Raw genomic sequence first — 14,917 nt, 5'->3', positions numbered from 1 at the left:
GCAGGACCATCCCACACCGGCACGCATACAGGCTGGCACCGCTGAAGGGGTCCTCCCTCACCCAGCGGAACCGATGGCAGTGGAAGCGCCGGCGGACGACCGGGTGCTCGGGCTCGACGGGCGGGAGCGGGGGCACGTCGCCATGGTGCCGGACCGCGCGATCTGGCGCCCGATGGTTCAGACGGGCAGCTCGGACAGGTACGCGTCGAGGGCGGTGCGCCAGTCCCGCGGCCGGAACCCGGTGGCCTCGAGCCGGGCGAGGTCGAGGACGCTGTTGAGCGGCCGCGGCGCGGCGCCGGGCTTGTCGGCGAGGTACTCGGCGGTGCCGACCCGGCGGACGTCGCGGGGGTCGCGCCCGCGAGCGGCGAAGACGACCTCGGCGACGTCGGCCCAGGAGGCCGGTGGCCCGGCGCAGGTGACGTTGTAGGTGCCGGAGGCCCCGGCCTCGAGGAGGCACCCGACGGCGGCGGCGAGGTCCTCTGCGAAGGTGAGCCGGCCGACCTGGTCGTCGACGACGGACGGGCTGACCCCGCGGTCGGCGAGGTCGGCCATCGTGCGCACGAAGTTGCGCCCCTCCCCCACGACCCAGGTGGTGCGGACCAGCAGGTGCCGGTCGACGGCGGTGACGAGCCGGTCGCCGTCGGCCTTGCTCCGCCCGTAGACGCTCAGCGGGCGGACGGGGGCGTCCTCGGGGATCGGCCCGCGGGCGGAGCCGTCGAAGACGTACTCGCTGGAGAAGTGCACCAGCGTGGCCCCGCGGTCGCGCGCGACCCGGGCGAGTGCGCCCACGCCGTCGACGTTGACCGCCCGCACCAGAGGCAGCTCGGCGGGGTCCTCCGCCGCGTCGACCTGCGTGTACGCGGCGGCGTTGAGCAGCAGGTCGACCCCGGACCAGTCGTGCGCGGCGACGGCGGCCGGGTCGGCGAGGTCCAGCGCCGTCCGGTCGAGCGCCCGGGCCCCGGGGAACCGGCGGGTCAGCGCGCGGCCGACCTGACCCCGGGCGCCGAGGACGACGGCCGTCACTGGCCGCGCGCGGCGTAGGCCGCCTCCACCTGCTCCTTGAGCGGGCGCCACCAGTCCTCGTTGTCCCGGTACCAGGCGATCGTGGCGGCCAGGCCGTCGCGGAAGTCGGTGTACCGCGGCCGCCAGCCCAGCTCCTCGCGCAGCTTGGTGGCGTCGATGGCGTAGCGCAGGTCGTGCCCGGCGCGGTCGGTGACCGAGTCGAACGCGTCGGCGGGCTGCCCCATCAGCTCGAGGATCGTGGCCAGCACGGTGCGGTTGTCCACCTCGCCGTCGGCACCGATGAGGTAGGTGTGGCCGGTCCGGCCCCGCTCCAGGACGTCGTGCACCGCGGTGTTGTGGTCCTCGACGTGGATCCAGTCGCGCACGTTGTGGCCGGCGCCGTAGAGCCGCGGCCGCCGGCCGGCCAGCACGTTGGTGATCTGCCGCGGGATGAACTTCTCGACGTGCTGGTAGGGGCCGTAGTTGTTCGAGCAGTTGGAGATGGTCGCCCGCACCCCGTAGGACCGCACCCACGCGCGCACCAGCAGGTCGGAGGCCGCCTTCGTCGAGCTGTACGGGCTCGACGGGTTGTACGGCGTCTCGGGGGTGAACCGCTGCGGGTCGTCGAGCTCGAGGTCGCCGTAGACCTCGTCGGTGGAGACGTGGTGGAACCGGACGTCGTGCCGGCGCACGGCCTCCAGCAGCGTGTAGGTGCCGACGACGTTGGTCTGCAGGAACGGCGCGGGGTCGGCCAACGAGTTGTCGTTGTGGCTCTCCGCGGCGAAGTGGACGACGGCGTCGCTACCGCGGACCAGGTCGTCGACGAGCGCCGCGTCGGTGACCGAGCCGCGCACGAAGGTGATCGACCCGCGCACGCCGGCCAGCGAGGCCTCGTTCCCCGCGTAGGTGAGCGCGTCGAGGACGGTCACCTCGTGCTCGGGGTGGTCCCGCACGGTCTGGTGCACGAAGTTGGCACCGATGAAGCCGGCACCGCCGGTCACGAGCAGGCGCACGCGCCCTCCTCCGTCGTCTCGGCCACCTCCCCGGAGGCCGGTCGTGATCCTGCCGGACGCCCGGGCAGCCCAGTCCGACGGCCCTCGTCCCGTCCGGGGCAGCATGCGCGGGGCCGGCCGCGCCCCACATCCCCCTCACCCGTCCGAGGGGGGCGAGTGAGCAGGTCACCGACCTGCGCCTAGCCTCGCCGGGGGCCGGTCGTCACGGGGGTGAAGATGAGCAGGGAGACAGGAGACGGGTCGACGCTGCTCGACGAACCGGCCGCACCCGCGGCGCCACGGCGTCGTCGGCGGGGCGTGCGCCGGTTCCTCACCGCACTGGTCGTGCTGCTCGTCGTCCTGGTGGCGGTGGTGGGTGGGGGCCTGTGGTACCTCACCGACCGCTACGCAGGCAACATCGACCGGGTCTCCGACGTCTTCACGAGCCTCGACGAGGGAGCACGGCCCGCTCCCGCCACGCCTGCCGAGGCCGCCGGCGCAGCACCGGTCACCTTCCTGCTCGTGGGCACCGACAGCCGCGGCTCCGCGGACGAGGGCGTCGCCGCCGGCGGCCGCTCCGACGCCATCATGATCGCCCGGTTCTCGGCCGACCGGCGGCACGCGCAGCTGGTCTCCATCCCGCGCGACTCGTGGGTCGAGATCCCCGGCCACGGCATGGACAAGATCAACGCTGCGTACGCCTTCGGCGGGCCCAGCCTGCTGATCCAGACCGTGGAACAGGTCACCCAGGTCCGCATCGACCACTACGTCGCCATCGACTTCGAGGGCATCGTCCAGGTCACCGACGATCTCGGCGGGGTCGACGTCGTCGTCGCCGAGACCACCAGCAACGGGCCCTACACCTTCGAGGCGGGTGTCAACCACCTCGACGGTGACGAGGCGCGCTGGTACCTCGGGCAGCGGTACGGCCTGGAGGGCGGCGACTTCGACCGCGTCCGCCGGCAGCAGCAGTACCTCGAGGCGGTCTTCACCCAGCTGTTCGACTCCGGGACGCTCACCGACCCCGGCCGGCTCGACGCCGCCCTGCTCGCGATCACCAGCGCGGTCGCCGTCGACGACACCCTCGCCAACAGCGACCTGCTGGGGCTGGCGTACTCACTGCGCGACCTCCGGCCAGAGGACGTCGAGTCCTTCACCGCCCCCGTGCTGGGCACCGGCACCGAGGGGTCGGCCAGCGTGGTCTATCTCGACGAGGTCACCGGCGAGCGGATGTGGGGCTACCTGCGCAACGACTCCCTCTCGCAGAACGCCGACGAGTTCGGCTCGCAGTCACTCCCCGACGTCCCCCGCTGAACCCCGGCTGACGGCCGGATGCCGCCCGACCCGACCCGCCCTTCCCTATCGGCACGGCTCGCTGCCGGTCGGGGCGCGTCCGTCCGGCGGTCCCGCGGGCCCCGGGAGTGGTGAGGCCGCGGGCTCCGTGGCGCGACGACACGGGCGTGACCTGCAGTTCCGGGATCCGCCGTACACGGGGCCAACGGGGAGTAGTACGACATGTCTGAGACCAGAGAAGTCCGTGCGTGCCGCCACTGCCGCACAGCCGGCAGCTGTTTGCTCCCGGCATGCGGGGGAGGTGACCGCGGCCCGGCGGGCGTGGCGCCAGCGGTACGTCTGGCGCACCTCGGCGCTGGACGCTGTCGTCGCCACGCTCGCCGGGACTCGTCGGCTACTGGATCTGGTTCGACGTGTTCGGGGCCTACGGCCCCTGCCCGGTCCCGATTTCCACGGTGTGGTCCTCCGGCGGCTGGGCTGGCACCTTGAGGACACCTTCGCTGGAGCCCGGGTCGCAGTCGTTGCGGTGGCCTGAGCTCAGTAGGCCCCGGAGCCACGGAGCACAGCGCCGACCGTCTTCCAGAGAATCATGAAGTCGAACGTCAGCGACCAGTTCTCGACGTACCGGACGTCGATGCGCACCGAGTCGTCCCAAGAGAGGTCCGAGCGGCCGCTCACCTGCCAGAGACCGGTGAGTCCTGGCTTGACCAGGAATCGGCGGTGCATGTCGTAGCCGTACTGCTCGACCTCGCGCTGCAGCGGCGGACGAGGGCCGACCAGGGACATGTCCCCCTTGAGGACGTTGAGCAACTGCGGCAGCTCATCGATCGAGAACCGCCGGAGCACCCGCCCGACTGGAGTGACTCGCGGGTCGGCCTTCTTCTTGAAGAGCACCCCGTTGCCGTCGGTCTGAGCGGCGAGGTCGTCGACCATGTGCTCAGCCCCTACGACCATGGTGCGGAACTTGAGCATACGGAACGGCCGCCCATCGCGGCCCACCCGTTCCTGCTTGAAGAGCACGGGCCCGTGACTGGTCACCCTGACGGCTGCGGCCACCGCGAGCAGGACCGGGAGGAGGAGCAGCAGGCCCAGAGAAGCGCTGGCGCGGTCGAATGCCACCTTCGTCAGCCGGCGGACACCCTTGAGCTCCGGGCGCTCCATGTGCAACAGCGGCAACCCACAGACTGGGCGGATCCGCACACGCGGGCCGACGATCTCGGTGACAGCCGGTGCGAGCAGGAGCTCGGCCTGCGTGTCCTCGAGCTCCCAGCCCAGCCGGCGCAGCGCGGGCCCGTCCAGTTCCGGGCAGGGCAGGACGGCAACGGTGTCCACCTCGTACTGGCGGACGACGTCTATTACCTCCTCGATGTCACCGAGGACGGGTAGCCCCTGGAAGGCGTCCCGCCCTGCAGGGAGACAACACCCGACGACGCGCAACCCGTGATAGGCCTCGCGCTCGATCTGCTCATCGAGAGCGGCGACGGCGCTGCGGTGGCCCACCAGCAGAGTCGTCTGCTGATAACGACCGCGCCCTCGTGCCCTGTGCAGCCACTGCCGTTGTGCATAGCGAGCCACGAGTGTGAGGGCGGTGGCCAGGGGGAGCGCGACGACGACGAGCCCGCGGGCAACATCGAGGTCGAGAGCCCACGAGATAGTGCCGACGGCGGCGAGCATCCCGACGGCGGCAGTGGTCACACGACGGAACTCGTCAGGACCCACCCAGAGGAATCGCTGCTCGTAGGCACGGGCGACGAGCATGGCGCCGACCCAGGCCAGCGGGAGCAAGGCGGCCAGCCAGACCGACGCCCAGGTTGCTGCTGCCTGGTCGGGAGCGAAGCGGACGAGATAGCCGATGAGGCCGGCGATGCCAGCGGCGATGGCATCGAACACGACGGTGCGGCGGACATAGCTCGCTTGCCAGAGACGCCGCGCCGCCGTCCCCTCGCCACGGAGCGGCCCCGCAAACCGCAGCCACCCGGAGGTGTCCGGCGGGAAAACACGACGAACCGATCCGTCACGGACGTCGAGCATGGAGATGGCTGCCCCCCGTGGCAACTTGATGAAGCAGGCGCGTCCGGCCGGGTGACCGGCGTAGACGTCGTCGTCCGCAAACCACTGACAGGCTATCGGTTGCATGCAATGGGAGAAAGGTGACGAGGTCCACGTTCTCGGAACGCGCCTTGCTTCTCCTGTGGCACTGAGGTGACGCGATGTCCGACTTCGAGCGAAGTGAAACTCAGCCGGCTCCGGAACGCCGACGATCCCCTTCGCGCCGCCTGGGGGCTGACAGGACCTGAGCGATCGGCAGGGCGGTTGATACCAAGCGTTGCTGACGTCGGCGACAACGGCACGGCACCTGATCCCGGCCAGGACGTCGACGCGGCGCCGGGTACACCAACGAAGTGTCTGAACCCGATGGCGTGGCCCGCTCAGCCTCCGGGTGTTGTCGACTCCGCCGCACGGCCCTCGATCGCCTCCTCGAGGAGGGGCTGGACCCGGTCGGCCAGATAAGCGTGCCCCTCGTCGGTGAGGTGAACGCCATCGGCTCCGACCAGGTCGGGCGCATCAGTGAGCCAGCCCTCTGTCAACGGATCGACAAATGTGACATCGGCGGCCTCCGCGGCAGCGCGGACGACGTCACGGTTGTTGCGGATGCCTGCTGGTGGGTCGGTTCCAGGCCAGGCGGGTCCGATGATTAGCAGCGTCGCCTCTGGTGCCCGGCTCCGGAGCGAGTCGACCACCTGCTGGGCCGCCGCACTGACCCGGTCGGCGATTCCGGCCGCGTCGTAGCGACTGCCGGAGATGATGACCATGTCGACGTCCGTCAGGTCGGCGTCGCGGACGAGGTCAGCCAGGGTCGGGTCACCTGTGGTCGTGACGTAGCCGGCGTCCTCGGTCGCGAGAACTTGGATCTCGGTGTTCGGGGTGCCCCGTTCGAGCAGCGAGGGCCACCCTGCGTCGTCCTGACCTCCCTCTTCCGTCCCCCGCGTGTCGCTGTCGCCGATCACCAGGATCCGCGCGACACCCGAGGACTCCGGGGACTCAGAGAGCTCGGTGCTCTCAGTGACTTCGGCGGGACTGCTCGGCCTCGGAGTCCTGTCTCCCCCGGCGTCGCTCGACCTGGGACCGGTGCGGTTGGCTGCGATCGACAGCATCACGACGATCGCGACCAGGGCAGTCACCATCGTGACCCACGCCCACCGCGGCGGCTCGTTCCACCAGTGGTCCCCCCGCGCCATCCCCGGAAGCTACCCGGACCGGCCGAGGCGACGCGGTCGGAGGCCGTGGCGCTGTAGACATCGCAGGGTTCAGATCATCCGGTCGCTCACCACGTGCGCAGCAACCACCGCCGTCGCGCCCATCAGACGTTTCTCATCTCAGTTCACCGCGCTCGAGTCGTTCCCTCGCTTGAGTGAGGAACAGCACCCGAGCAGGTCAGTACGGGCACGAGCCCCATAGCGTCATCTGGTGCACATTCTCTTCGTCTGCACGGGAAACGTGTGCCGGTCCCCACTGGCCGAACGACTGGCCAGAGCCCGGGCTCGGGAATTGCTCGCCGAGAGTCCTGAGGTCGCCGACGTCCACATCAGTAGTGCCGGTCTCGTCGCATCGCACCACCTCACCATGGATCCGCACACGGTCGCCGCTCTCCTGGAGCGAGGCGGCGACCCGGAGGACTTCCGCCCGCGGGTCCTCACCCGCGAGTTGGCCGAGACGTCCGACTTGATCATCACCATGACGCGCCGGCAGCGACGGTCGGTGCTCGAGATGGCGCCGCGAGGGTTGCGCCGCACCTTCACCCTCAGCGAGACAACTGATCTGCTAGGGAGCGCGGACCTCGGGGGACTGCCCTTCGTCGCGATCGCAGAACGACCCCGAGAGCTGAGTTTCCGCCTGGACACCGCGCGAGCGATGCGCACCAGCTCAGACGGCGACGACATCGCTGACCCCTTTGGCCGGCGGGCGTCGGTGCACCGGGAGATCGCCGACAGCATCGCCACGGCGCTGCGTCCGCTCACCGAGGTGCTGTTCACGAGCGTGCGGATGCAGCTCCCCGTCCCTGTACCGGTCTGACCTCTCGCCGGAGCGCCTCCCCTCAAGCGCGCCGCGACGGCACGACGTCGTCCTGGTCCCTGCTCCCTTCGCTAGTCAGCATCGTCGGACGGAGGGCAGCGATGCGGGCGAGGACGGGGATGAGCGAGGCAGCGATGACCTCTCCCACCTCTTGGTGCACCTCCACCGGCAGGCCGATGGGATCGACCACGTCGTCGTACGAGCCGCTCTGCCGGCGAGGCCTGGCTGCGGCGAGCCCGCGCACGAGGTGGCGCGCCCGCTCGGCGAGCGTCGGTCCGCGGATCTCGACGTCCTCCCCCACCAGTTCCACCAGGGCCGCCGCTTCCCGCAGCGTGAAGACCCGCGACAGAACGCGTGGCGCTCCGTACAGCACGTCCCCCCTGTGCTGCCGCGTCATGGTGAGGGTCAGGTCTGCGTCGATGGCCATGTCGTCGACGAATTGCTGCGCCTGGAATCCGTCGGGATCCCCGCCCAGGCCCTCAAGGACGAGTGCGCTGTTGGGGTGCATGGGCGCTCCAACGACCGCTCGAACGCCGGCGCTCATCAGGCGGACGGCACCTGACCCCTCCATCGCCTCGTCGAGATAGGCCCGGCCGAGCCGCTCCGCCAGCGCCGAACGACAGATGTTCCCCGTGCAGACGAGGAGCACGGTGAAGACCGGCTCGGGTGTCGTGAGGCGGGGCACCACGACATTGTGATCCGGTCGTGAGCCCCTGACCTGCGGAGCACGTCCCAACGGCACGGTGAGGGGTCCGCACGTCGATCGGTCGCAGCCCGGCGCTCACGTTCCGGACGCCGGTCAGTTCCGAGTGGCGAGCCGGGTGCCGAGCCACCGACTCCGAGACATCGTCGAACCGGACCCGGCACCTCCATTCGGCTGCCGAGCTCCCCGCCGGTGCCGCCCTGGTGCAGGGGTGCGTCATGGACAAGCATGGACATGTCCTTGCCCATCGGTCAGCGACGGACGACGAGTCACCGACGACACACAGCAGTTCTGCGAGGCTCATCTGCCGTGCTGGCACGTATCCGCCGTCTTGACCACTGGGCGCTCAGATCGTCCCCGTGTACGGACTGAGATCGGCGTCAGACTGACAACGGGACCATGCCGGACAGTCGAGGAGCGGCGACCATGGCAGCGCGCCGGCCGAGCGAGCTACGACTCGACCGGCGCGTGTTCCTGGCCGCTCTGGCCTCGGGTGTGACCGCGACCGCCTGCGGCTCGCCGCAGCGCGGCAACCAGCAGGCCCCAAGTCCTCCGATGATCCGTGGCGCCAACATCACGGTCGACGCGACCCCGTGGGCGGGCCTGTGGGCGAACTGGGACTGGGCTGGTTGGATCAAGTGGCAGGTGGACGCCCTCGCCGCCCTGGGCGGCAACACGGTCCGGCTCATCGGCGGCATCGGCGGCATAACAGACGGCCGCTATTCGTTGTCGCAGTACCTCGGCCGTTGGGAGCAGTTCCTCGACTACACCGCCGACACAGGGACATGGGTGTACCCGTGTGGCGGAGGACTTGGCCACTGGTCATCGACAAGCGATGAGCAGGCACAGGACATCTACCGGGACTGGGGCGCGCTCGTGGACCGGTATGACCACGTCCTGGGAATCGACGTCACGAACGAGGCCTTCGGCGAAGGCATCGTCTCGGCCGGTAGGAGCGAGGAGAGCGTCTTCGCGACGCTCCGAGCCCTCACCAGCGCGCTGCGCCAGGTGACAGCCACACCGATCGCACACTCGCAGGTGCTCCTAGGCGCAGCCGACTGGGTGACTCCGCGTGGTCGTCGACTGCAGGACATCAGTGACTTCTACGACTTCCACCTCTATTACACCCCGGCCCAACCAGCGACGGACGTCCGCAGACTCCTGAGGACACCATGGGCAGACAAGCCCGTCCTCATCGGAGAGGTGGGCGAGAACACCACGGCACCCTCGTCCGCTCGCGCGTTGCGCTACCGAGCGGCAGAGACGATCGTCAGGTCGGACAAGCGCTTCATGGGGGCGTTGGCCTGGGCGATCACTGACACGGTCCCTGGCGAACCGCCCAGTCAATACGGACTGGTCGACCGTGCAGGGGTCGCCCGATCCGACATCGTGAGGCTGTTCCAGACCTGGCCGACGTCGCGGCGATGATCGATGCTTCCGGCCTCTCGTCCGCCGGCAGTTCCTGTCAGGCCCGCCCGTCACCGGCCTGCAGGGCCTCTCGCAACCGGTCGGCATAGGTGGTCGCGGAGAACCGGGTCCGCACGTCAGCTCGCCCCTTCTCCCCGAGGGCTGATGCAACCTCCGGATGGTCGAGCAAGTCAGCCACGGCGTTCGCGATCGCGATCGGGTCATCGACATCGACGAGGCGGCCTGTCTTCCCGTCAGCGATCACCTCGGTCAGGCCTCCGACGCGGCTGGCGACGGTCGGCCGACCCAGCATGAGTGCCTCTGCCGCGACGAGCCCGAAGGACTCACCGCGCGACGGGACCAGGACGACGTCCGCACCCTTGACGTACGCGCTCGGGTCCCGATAACCCTCGAAGGACACGTACTGGTCGAGGTGCAGTTCCTGCACCAGTCGCTCGTACACGGTCTGGACGTGCTCATAGCCAGGGAAGCAGTCGCCGATGACGGTCAGGCCGACGTCATAGCCCCGACTACGCAGTTCCGCGGTAGCCCTGATGGCGAGGTCCTGCCCCTTGCGCTCGGACACACGCCCGACGACGACCAACCGTTTCCGCCCTCGCGCTCGCCATGTCGCCGCGCCGACAGAGGCAGGTTCCGCCACGCCGTTGTACACCACGCGGCACCGAGCCTTCGTGTCCGCATGGGTCGAGCCGATGATCCAGTCCTGCGTCGCGCAACTGTTGGCGATGATCCGATGCACACTCCGGAGCGGCCAGAGGAGCACCCGGCTGGCCACGCGGGACATCGTGGACTCGTTCTCATGGACGTGGCAGAGCACACGACGAGCGGCTAGGCGGCCGGCGTAGATCCAAACTGGAGCGATGATCGTACTGACATAGAGGAGACCCAGGCCTCTCTTCCTCAGCCACCGCGCCAACCGCGGCACCGCCACCAGAAATCGGAGCGCGAACCACATAGCTGCGATCGGCGACCGCAGTTCGACACGTCGCAGAACGGGAAAGTCGACCACCTCAAAGGGGATGCCACGAGCCGTCAAGGCCTTGGTCAAGGGACCCTCGCTCGGTACCACGGCGAGCACCGGCTCCCTCATCGCCGCGACGCTCTCGAGGAACACGCGATCGCTGCCGTACATGTCGGAACCAGGGTGCACGGCCACATTCATCATGACGTACAATGCCTTGTCGCATCCACCCATCCGGCCTATACGCGTCTCGTCTAGGCCTCGAGGTGGCGCGCCTCGTAGCCGTAATTGCGGCCGTATCCGTAAGCAGTTGCTTCCTCGGCCTTGGCCGGGACGATGTTCAGGATCACTCCCAACGTCTTGGCACCCACCTGTCGGAGCGCAGCTGAAGCCTGCTGTAGCTGTTCCTTACGCGTGCTGCCATACCGGACGGAGATGAGCACTCCATCCATCATCACGGCCAGGCCCGTCGAATCCGCCACCGGCAGGATTGGAGGAGAGTCAACGAGGACAAAGTCGTTCTCCGCACGCAGCTTGTCGATGAGCGCGAGCATGTGGCTGGAGGCCAGCAGTTCCCCAGGGTTCGGAGGCGTTGGACCCGATGCGAGCACGGACAAGCGCTTGTCACCGTACAACTGCAGGACGTCATCGAGATCAGCGGACCCAGCGAGGATGTTCGTCAACCCCACGCCTCCGACCATGCCGAGGTAGCGGGTCACCTTCGGGCGCCGGAGGTCGGCCTCGACGATGGTCACCTTGCGACCGGCATCGGCCAGGGCCAGCCCGAGGTTCACGACGGCCGTGGTCTTGCCCTCCGAGGGCATGGCACTGGTCACCATGATCACCGTGGGCGGGGCATCGACGTTTAGGAACTGCAGGTTCGTACGCAGCTGCCGGTAGTCCTCAGCTGTTCTGGTACCCACCCCGCGGTCGATGGTGTGCCGCTGCTCCAGCGACTCGTCCCGCAGGACCGCACCGATGACGGGCGCCTCGGCGAGCTCCGCAGCCTCCTCTGCCTGGCGGATCGTTCGGTCCAACCGAGCACGGGCGACCGCGACGAGGGCGCCCAGGAGGAACCCCGCAAGCCCTCCGATGACGACGTCGCGCGAGACCATCGGCGAGCTCGCCACGTCCGGGAGTTCTGGGCGATCCACCACAGTGACCTTGACTGGTGAGCTTGGCAGACCCTCGGGGGTCTCCAGTTCCGCCACCAGTCGCGGGAAGTGCACCCCGATCGCCCTGGCGATGTCCCGAGCGCGCTCGGGCGACGGGTCGGTGACGGCGACGCTGATCAACACCGTGTCCGGGACGACACTGGCGGTGAGCTGTGAAGAGACCTCTTCAGGAGTCGACTCGAGGTCGAGGTCATCGACGACTCTTGCTGACAGTTCCTCACCTTGGACGAGCTGTGCGTACGAGCTCACGCGTTCCTGCAGGAACTGACTTCCCTGGAGCGCCTCGTACGCGGTCGCAGAGTCGGTCGTCGACACGAACAGCTGTGTGGAAGTCTCGTACAACCGGGTCTGCGTCAGGCTGAATGCGAGTGCTGCCGTGGCCCCAATCAACAGGCCTATGAGCGGAAGCCACCAGGCGCCTCTGAGCGCGGCCCAGACCTCTCTGAACTGCACAGGGCCTCCGGTTCGATCAACGGGCCGTCACTGGTGTCGCCACGCTACGACGGGTCACGATAGGTCAGAGCATCGTCCCTCACGACCGCTGACAAGCACCTCACTCATAGTGAGGGCTCAGGGCTGTGTGTCAGAGCAGGCCGCTGTGGACCTCGGTGGGAAGCCCCCCAGCGCCACAGGGGCAACCGCGAGGCGCGCGAGCAACAGGCCTTCCTCCAGACGCAGGACGGACTCGGCACCTCCGGCCCCAGGGGTTGCTGGCCGAGAGCTGCGGTTACCCTCGGCACTGCGAGCGCACGACCTCTACGAGGCGACGTGATGCCGCACCTGCGGTACCCCAGACTGCAGGTATGACTCAGTCACTTGTCGGCGCCCGAATCAGCCTGATCGGTAGCCGGGGCTATCCGAGCACCTATGGCGGCTTTGAGACTCTGGTGCGGCGCCTTGCGCCGGCCTTGGTCGCCAACGGGGCCCACGTCACCGTCTACGGTCGATCCCACGACTTGGCCCGTCGAGAACGCCACGCCGATGGGGTTTGGTCGGTTCATACGCGAGGCTCACAGCGATCGAGCTTCTCCACGCTCACCCACGGACTCACAGCCTCGGCGCACACGCTGGCCGATCGAGCGGACGCGGCGCTCGTCCTGAATGTGGCCAACGGCTTCTACCTTCCGCTTCTCCACGCGGCCGGCATACCGACTGCAGTCAACGTGGACGGCCTAGAATGGCTGCGCGCCAAATGGGGGCCGCTCGCGAAGCGCACCTTCAGAGCGGGCGCGATCCTCACTGCCCGCTACGCGGACGTCATCGTCGCGGACGCCAAGGCAATCGCTGCACACTGGTTGTCCGAGTACCGGCGCGACTCTCGCTTCATCCCCTACGGCGCGGACGTCCTCCCGCCGCTGGGTCACGACCGCATAGCCGCAATCGGGCTGGAGCCGGGCTCGTACGTCCTGGCAGTGGCCCGCCTGGTTCCGGAGAACAACGTCGACCTGCTCCTGGATGCCGTGGGGGTATCGGAGCGCAGGCCGCCCGTGGTTGTAGTCGGCTCTGGCACCGGCATGACGTCCATCGAGTTGCGGCTCCGCGCATTGACGGCGACGAACAGCCACGTTCGATGGCTGGGGCACATCTCCGACCAGGACCTGCTAAACCAGTTGTGGCAGAATTGCAATCTCTACGTGCACGGCCACTCGGTGGGCGGCACGAACCCCGCCCTCCTCCAAGCACTCGGCGCAGGCGCTCCGACCATCGCACTGGACACCCCGTACAACCGTGAGGTACTGGGCGCCGATGGGGTGACATACGCGCACTCTACGAAGGACTTGGCGACGCTCATCGATGACCTGTATGACGATAATCGCCGTCGACTTAAGATGATGCAGAGCGGCTACGAGATCGTCGCCAGGAGGTACAGTTGGGATGAGGTAATCAATGCATACGAGGCCGTCTTGTCGCACCTCGTCAATGGCTGAAACCGCCCCATTCGTCACCATTGAGTCGCACAGCCGGCACCGAGGTCGTCTTCGGAACGCGAAGTGCCCGTCGCCACGACCACTGAGGCGTAACGACTTCCGCCGTCGTGTCAGGCAACGAAGCAGGTGGTACCGCATCTCCAGCGTACGCAACCCAACAGCGCCAGTACAGATCCGCACCGACTGCGCGAGACGGTCACCTACCGCTCTTGGATGCTCGTGCCGCCAGAACCACAGACACGCCGACCCACGACCCACATCAGCGGGTCAGCCTTACGGTCACATCGACACTGCGGGCATCTTGGCTGTCCCGTACGGACATACGTAGCGCCCCGAACAGCGAGCGTCGAGGTCACTGGCGAGACTGTCGCGTATCGTCCCACCCATGGCGCCACGGGGCATCATGACGACTGGGGCTGCCCTCGCGCAGGCCATCACGCGGGACTGGCCAGGCTTAGGCCGGGACATCGTCCTGAATCGCCTGCTGGCATCGCCGTTGGTGCCAGTTCCCCTGCGGTGGCGACTGCTTCGCGCCTACGGCCTCGAGATCGCCAAGAGCCGAATCTCGCCTGATGTGTGGATCGGCAGTAGTCGCCTGTCGGTCGGCGAAGGGACCTTCATCAACACCGGCTGCTTCTTCAACACCAGTGCACCAATCACTATCGGCGCCCGGTGCAACATCGCAATGCAGGTACTCTTCACCACTAGTAGTCATGAGCCCGGCGACCGGAGTCGACGCGCCGGGCTCAACACGGCTCAACCCATCGTCGTTGGCGACGGAACCTGGATCGGCGCGCGCGCCACGATCCTGCCCGGCGTGACCATCGGCGAAGGCTGTGTCATCGCTGCGGGCGCCGTAGTGACCGAGGACTGCGAGCCGCACGCGCTCTATGGGGGTGTGCCTGCCCGCTTGATCCATGACGCTTGATGCGCCGCTACGCTGCAAGCCCGTCAACTCGCAGGGCCCCTGCGAGGCCTCGTACTGCGGATATGCGACTGAGACCGATGACGATCGCCACACCGCGCAGTCTCGCGCTAGTGCGGGCGCGAGAGGTCGTGCCCTGCAAGCCTCTCCGCCATATTGTGTGCCAGTCGGACCTGGCCGTGTCCCAGTGCCCAACACGCGAGTGTGGCGTCAGCTGAGTTGATGCGGCACTCGGCGAGCGGCCCGGTATCGACAGACGTTCGTCCCAGCCGCCCGGGGTCACGACAAGATATGCCTGGCCTACGGCAATTTCTAGGCTCAGGGATTTCGGCAGTTGCTTTGTCAGTACCTACGGGCTCCCGGCCATCCTGGTGCCAATCCCGCCGGCGCAGGTATCACGGACCGAGTTGAAGTGCATTCGCCCCCTGCCGCACCG

The 14,917-nt window shown here is 68.3% G+C and carries 12 protein-coding genes; 5 read left to right on the top strand and 7 right to left on the bottom strand.

Translation table 11 applies throughout. The features are described from left to right. Window positions 1-177 precede the first annotated feature (177 nt). Window positions 178-1,023 (bottom strand): SDR family oxidoreductase, encoded by an 846-nt coding sequence (locus tag ACI78U_RS10390; RefSeq protein WP_456875230.1) that lies wholly within the window; start codon window positions 1,021-1,023, stop codon window positions 178-180. Beyond that, window positions 1,020-2,015, bottom strand: coding sequence for a dTDP-glucose 4,6-dehydratase (gene rfbB, locus ACI78U_RS10385; RefSeq protein WP_456875229.1), 996 nt, complete (start codon window positions 2,013-2,015; stop codon window positions 1,020-1,022). Before rfbB ends, ACI78U_RS10390 begins: the two co-directional genes overlap by 4 nt. A gap of 216 nt (window positions 2,016-2,231) precedes the next feature. Between rfbB and ACI78U_RS10380 the strand changes: the two genes are divergently transcribed. Beyond that, window positions 2,232-3,308: an LCP family protein gene (locus ACI78U_RS10380; RefSeq protein WP_456875228.1), complete on the top strand. Its 1,077-nt coding sequence runs from the start codon at window positions 2,232-2,234 to the stop codon at window positions 3,306-3,308. A 516-nt stretch (window positions 3,309-3,824) separates the two neighbouring features. Here ACI78U_RS10380 and ACI78U_RS10375 read toward each other — a convergent pair. Next, window positions 3,825-5,423 carry a sugar transferase gene (locus ACI78U_RS10375; RefSeq protein ID WP_456875227.1) on the bottom strand — a complete coding sequence of 533 codons (1,599 nt, stop codon included), beginning with the start codon at window positions 5,421-5,423 and terminating at the stop codon, window positions 3,825-3,827. A 293-nt stretch (window positions 5,424-5,716) separates the two neighbouring features. After that, window positions 5,717-6,472, bottom strand: coding sequence for an SGNH/GDSL hydrolase family protein (locus ACI78U_RS10370; RefSeq protein ID WP_456875226.1), 756 nt, complete (start codon window positions 6,470-6,472; stop codon window positions 5,717-5,719). Between the two features lie 283 nt (window positions 6,473-6,755). On the opposite strand from ACI78U_RS10370, the gene ACI78U_RS10365 reads away from it, so the two are divergent. Continuing rightward, the gene (locus ACI78U_RS10365) at window positions 6,756-7,361 is read left to right on the top strand and encodes an arsenate reductase/protein-tyrosine-phosphatase family protein (protein ID WP_456875225.1); all 606 of its coding nucleotides are present in this window, start codon (window positions 6,756-6,758) and stop codon (window positions 7,359-7,361) included. 22 nt (window positions 7,362-7,383) lie between these two features. On the opposite strand, the gene ACI78U_RS10360 is transcribed toward ACI78U_RS10365, so the two are convergent. After that, complete coding sequence (locus tag ACI78U_RS10360; RefSeq protein WP_456875224.1) at window positions 7,384-8,046, bottom strand: arsenate reductase/protein-tyrosine-phosphatase family protein; 663 nt, start codon at window positions 8,044-8,046, stop codon at window positions 7,384-7,386. Window positions 8,047-8,490: 444 nt separating this feature from the next. Here ACI78U_RS10360 and ACI78U_RS10355 point away from each other — a divergent pair, with 444 nt between their 5' ends. After that, a complete protein-coding gene (locus ACI78U_RS10355; protein ID WP_456875223.1) occupies window positions 8,491-9,492 on the top strand; it encodes a hypothetical protein in 1,002 nt (333 codons plus the stop codon). Between the two features lie 37 nt (window positions 9,493-9,529). Here ACI78U_RS10355 and ACI78U_RS10350 read toward each other — a convergent pair whose 3' ends face one another. Together ACI78U_RS10350 and ACI78U_RS10345 are read right to left on the bottom strand one after the other, a co-directional pair. Next, window positions 9,530-10,624 carry a glycosyltransferase family 4 protein gene (locus ACI78U_RS10350; RefSeq protein ID WP_456875222.1) on the bottom strand — a complete coding sequence of 365 codons (1,095 nt, stop codon included), beginning with the start codon at window positions 10,622-10,624 and terminating at the stop codon, window positions 9,530-9,532. Window positions 10,625-10,707: 83 nt separating this feature from the next. Further along, on the bottom strand, window positions 10,708-12,081 hold the full coding sequence (locus ACI78U_RS10345) for a polysaccharide biosynthesis tyrosine autokinase (protein WP_456875221.1): 1,374 nt from the start codon (window positions 12,079-12,081) through the stop codon (window positions 10,708-10,710). A gap of 350 nt (window positions 12,082-12,431) precedes the next feature. Here ACI78U_RS10345 and ACI78U_RS10340 point away from each other — a divergent pair, with 350 nt between their 5' ends. Further along, complete coding sequence (locus ACI78U_RS10340; protein WP_456875220.1) at window positions 12,432-13,556, top strand: glycosyltransferase; 1,125 nt, start codon at window positions 12,432-12,434, stop codon at window positions 13,554-13,556. Window positions 13,557-13,941: 385 nt separating this feature from the next. Further along, the gene (locus tag ACI78U_RS10335; protein WP_456875219.1) at window positions 13,942-14,484 is read left to right on the top strand and encodes an acyltransferase; all 543 of its coding nucleotides are present in this window, start codon (window positions 13,942-13,944) and stop codon (window positions 14,482-14,484) included. Window positions 14,485-14,917: the final 433 nt, after the last annotated feature.

It is taken from the genome of Geodermatophilus sp. SYSU D00710, assembly GCF_054050195.1.
Note: the sequence above shows the minus strand (reverse complement) of the source record. Positions and strands in the feature narration are given on the sequence as shown.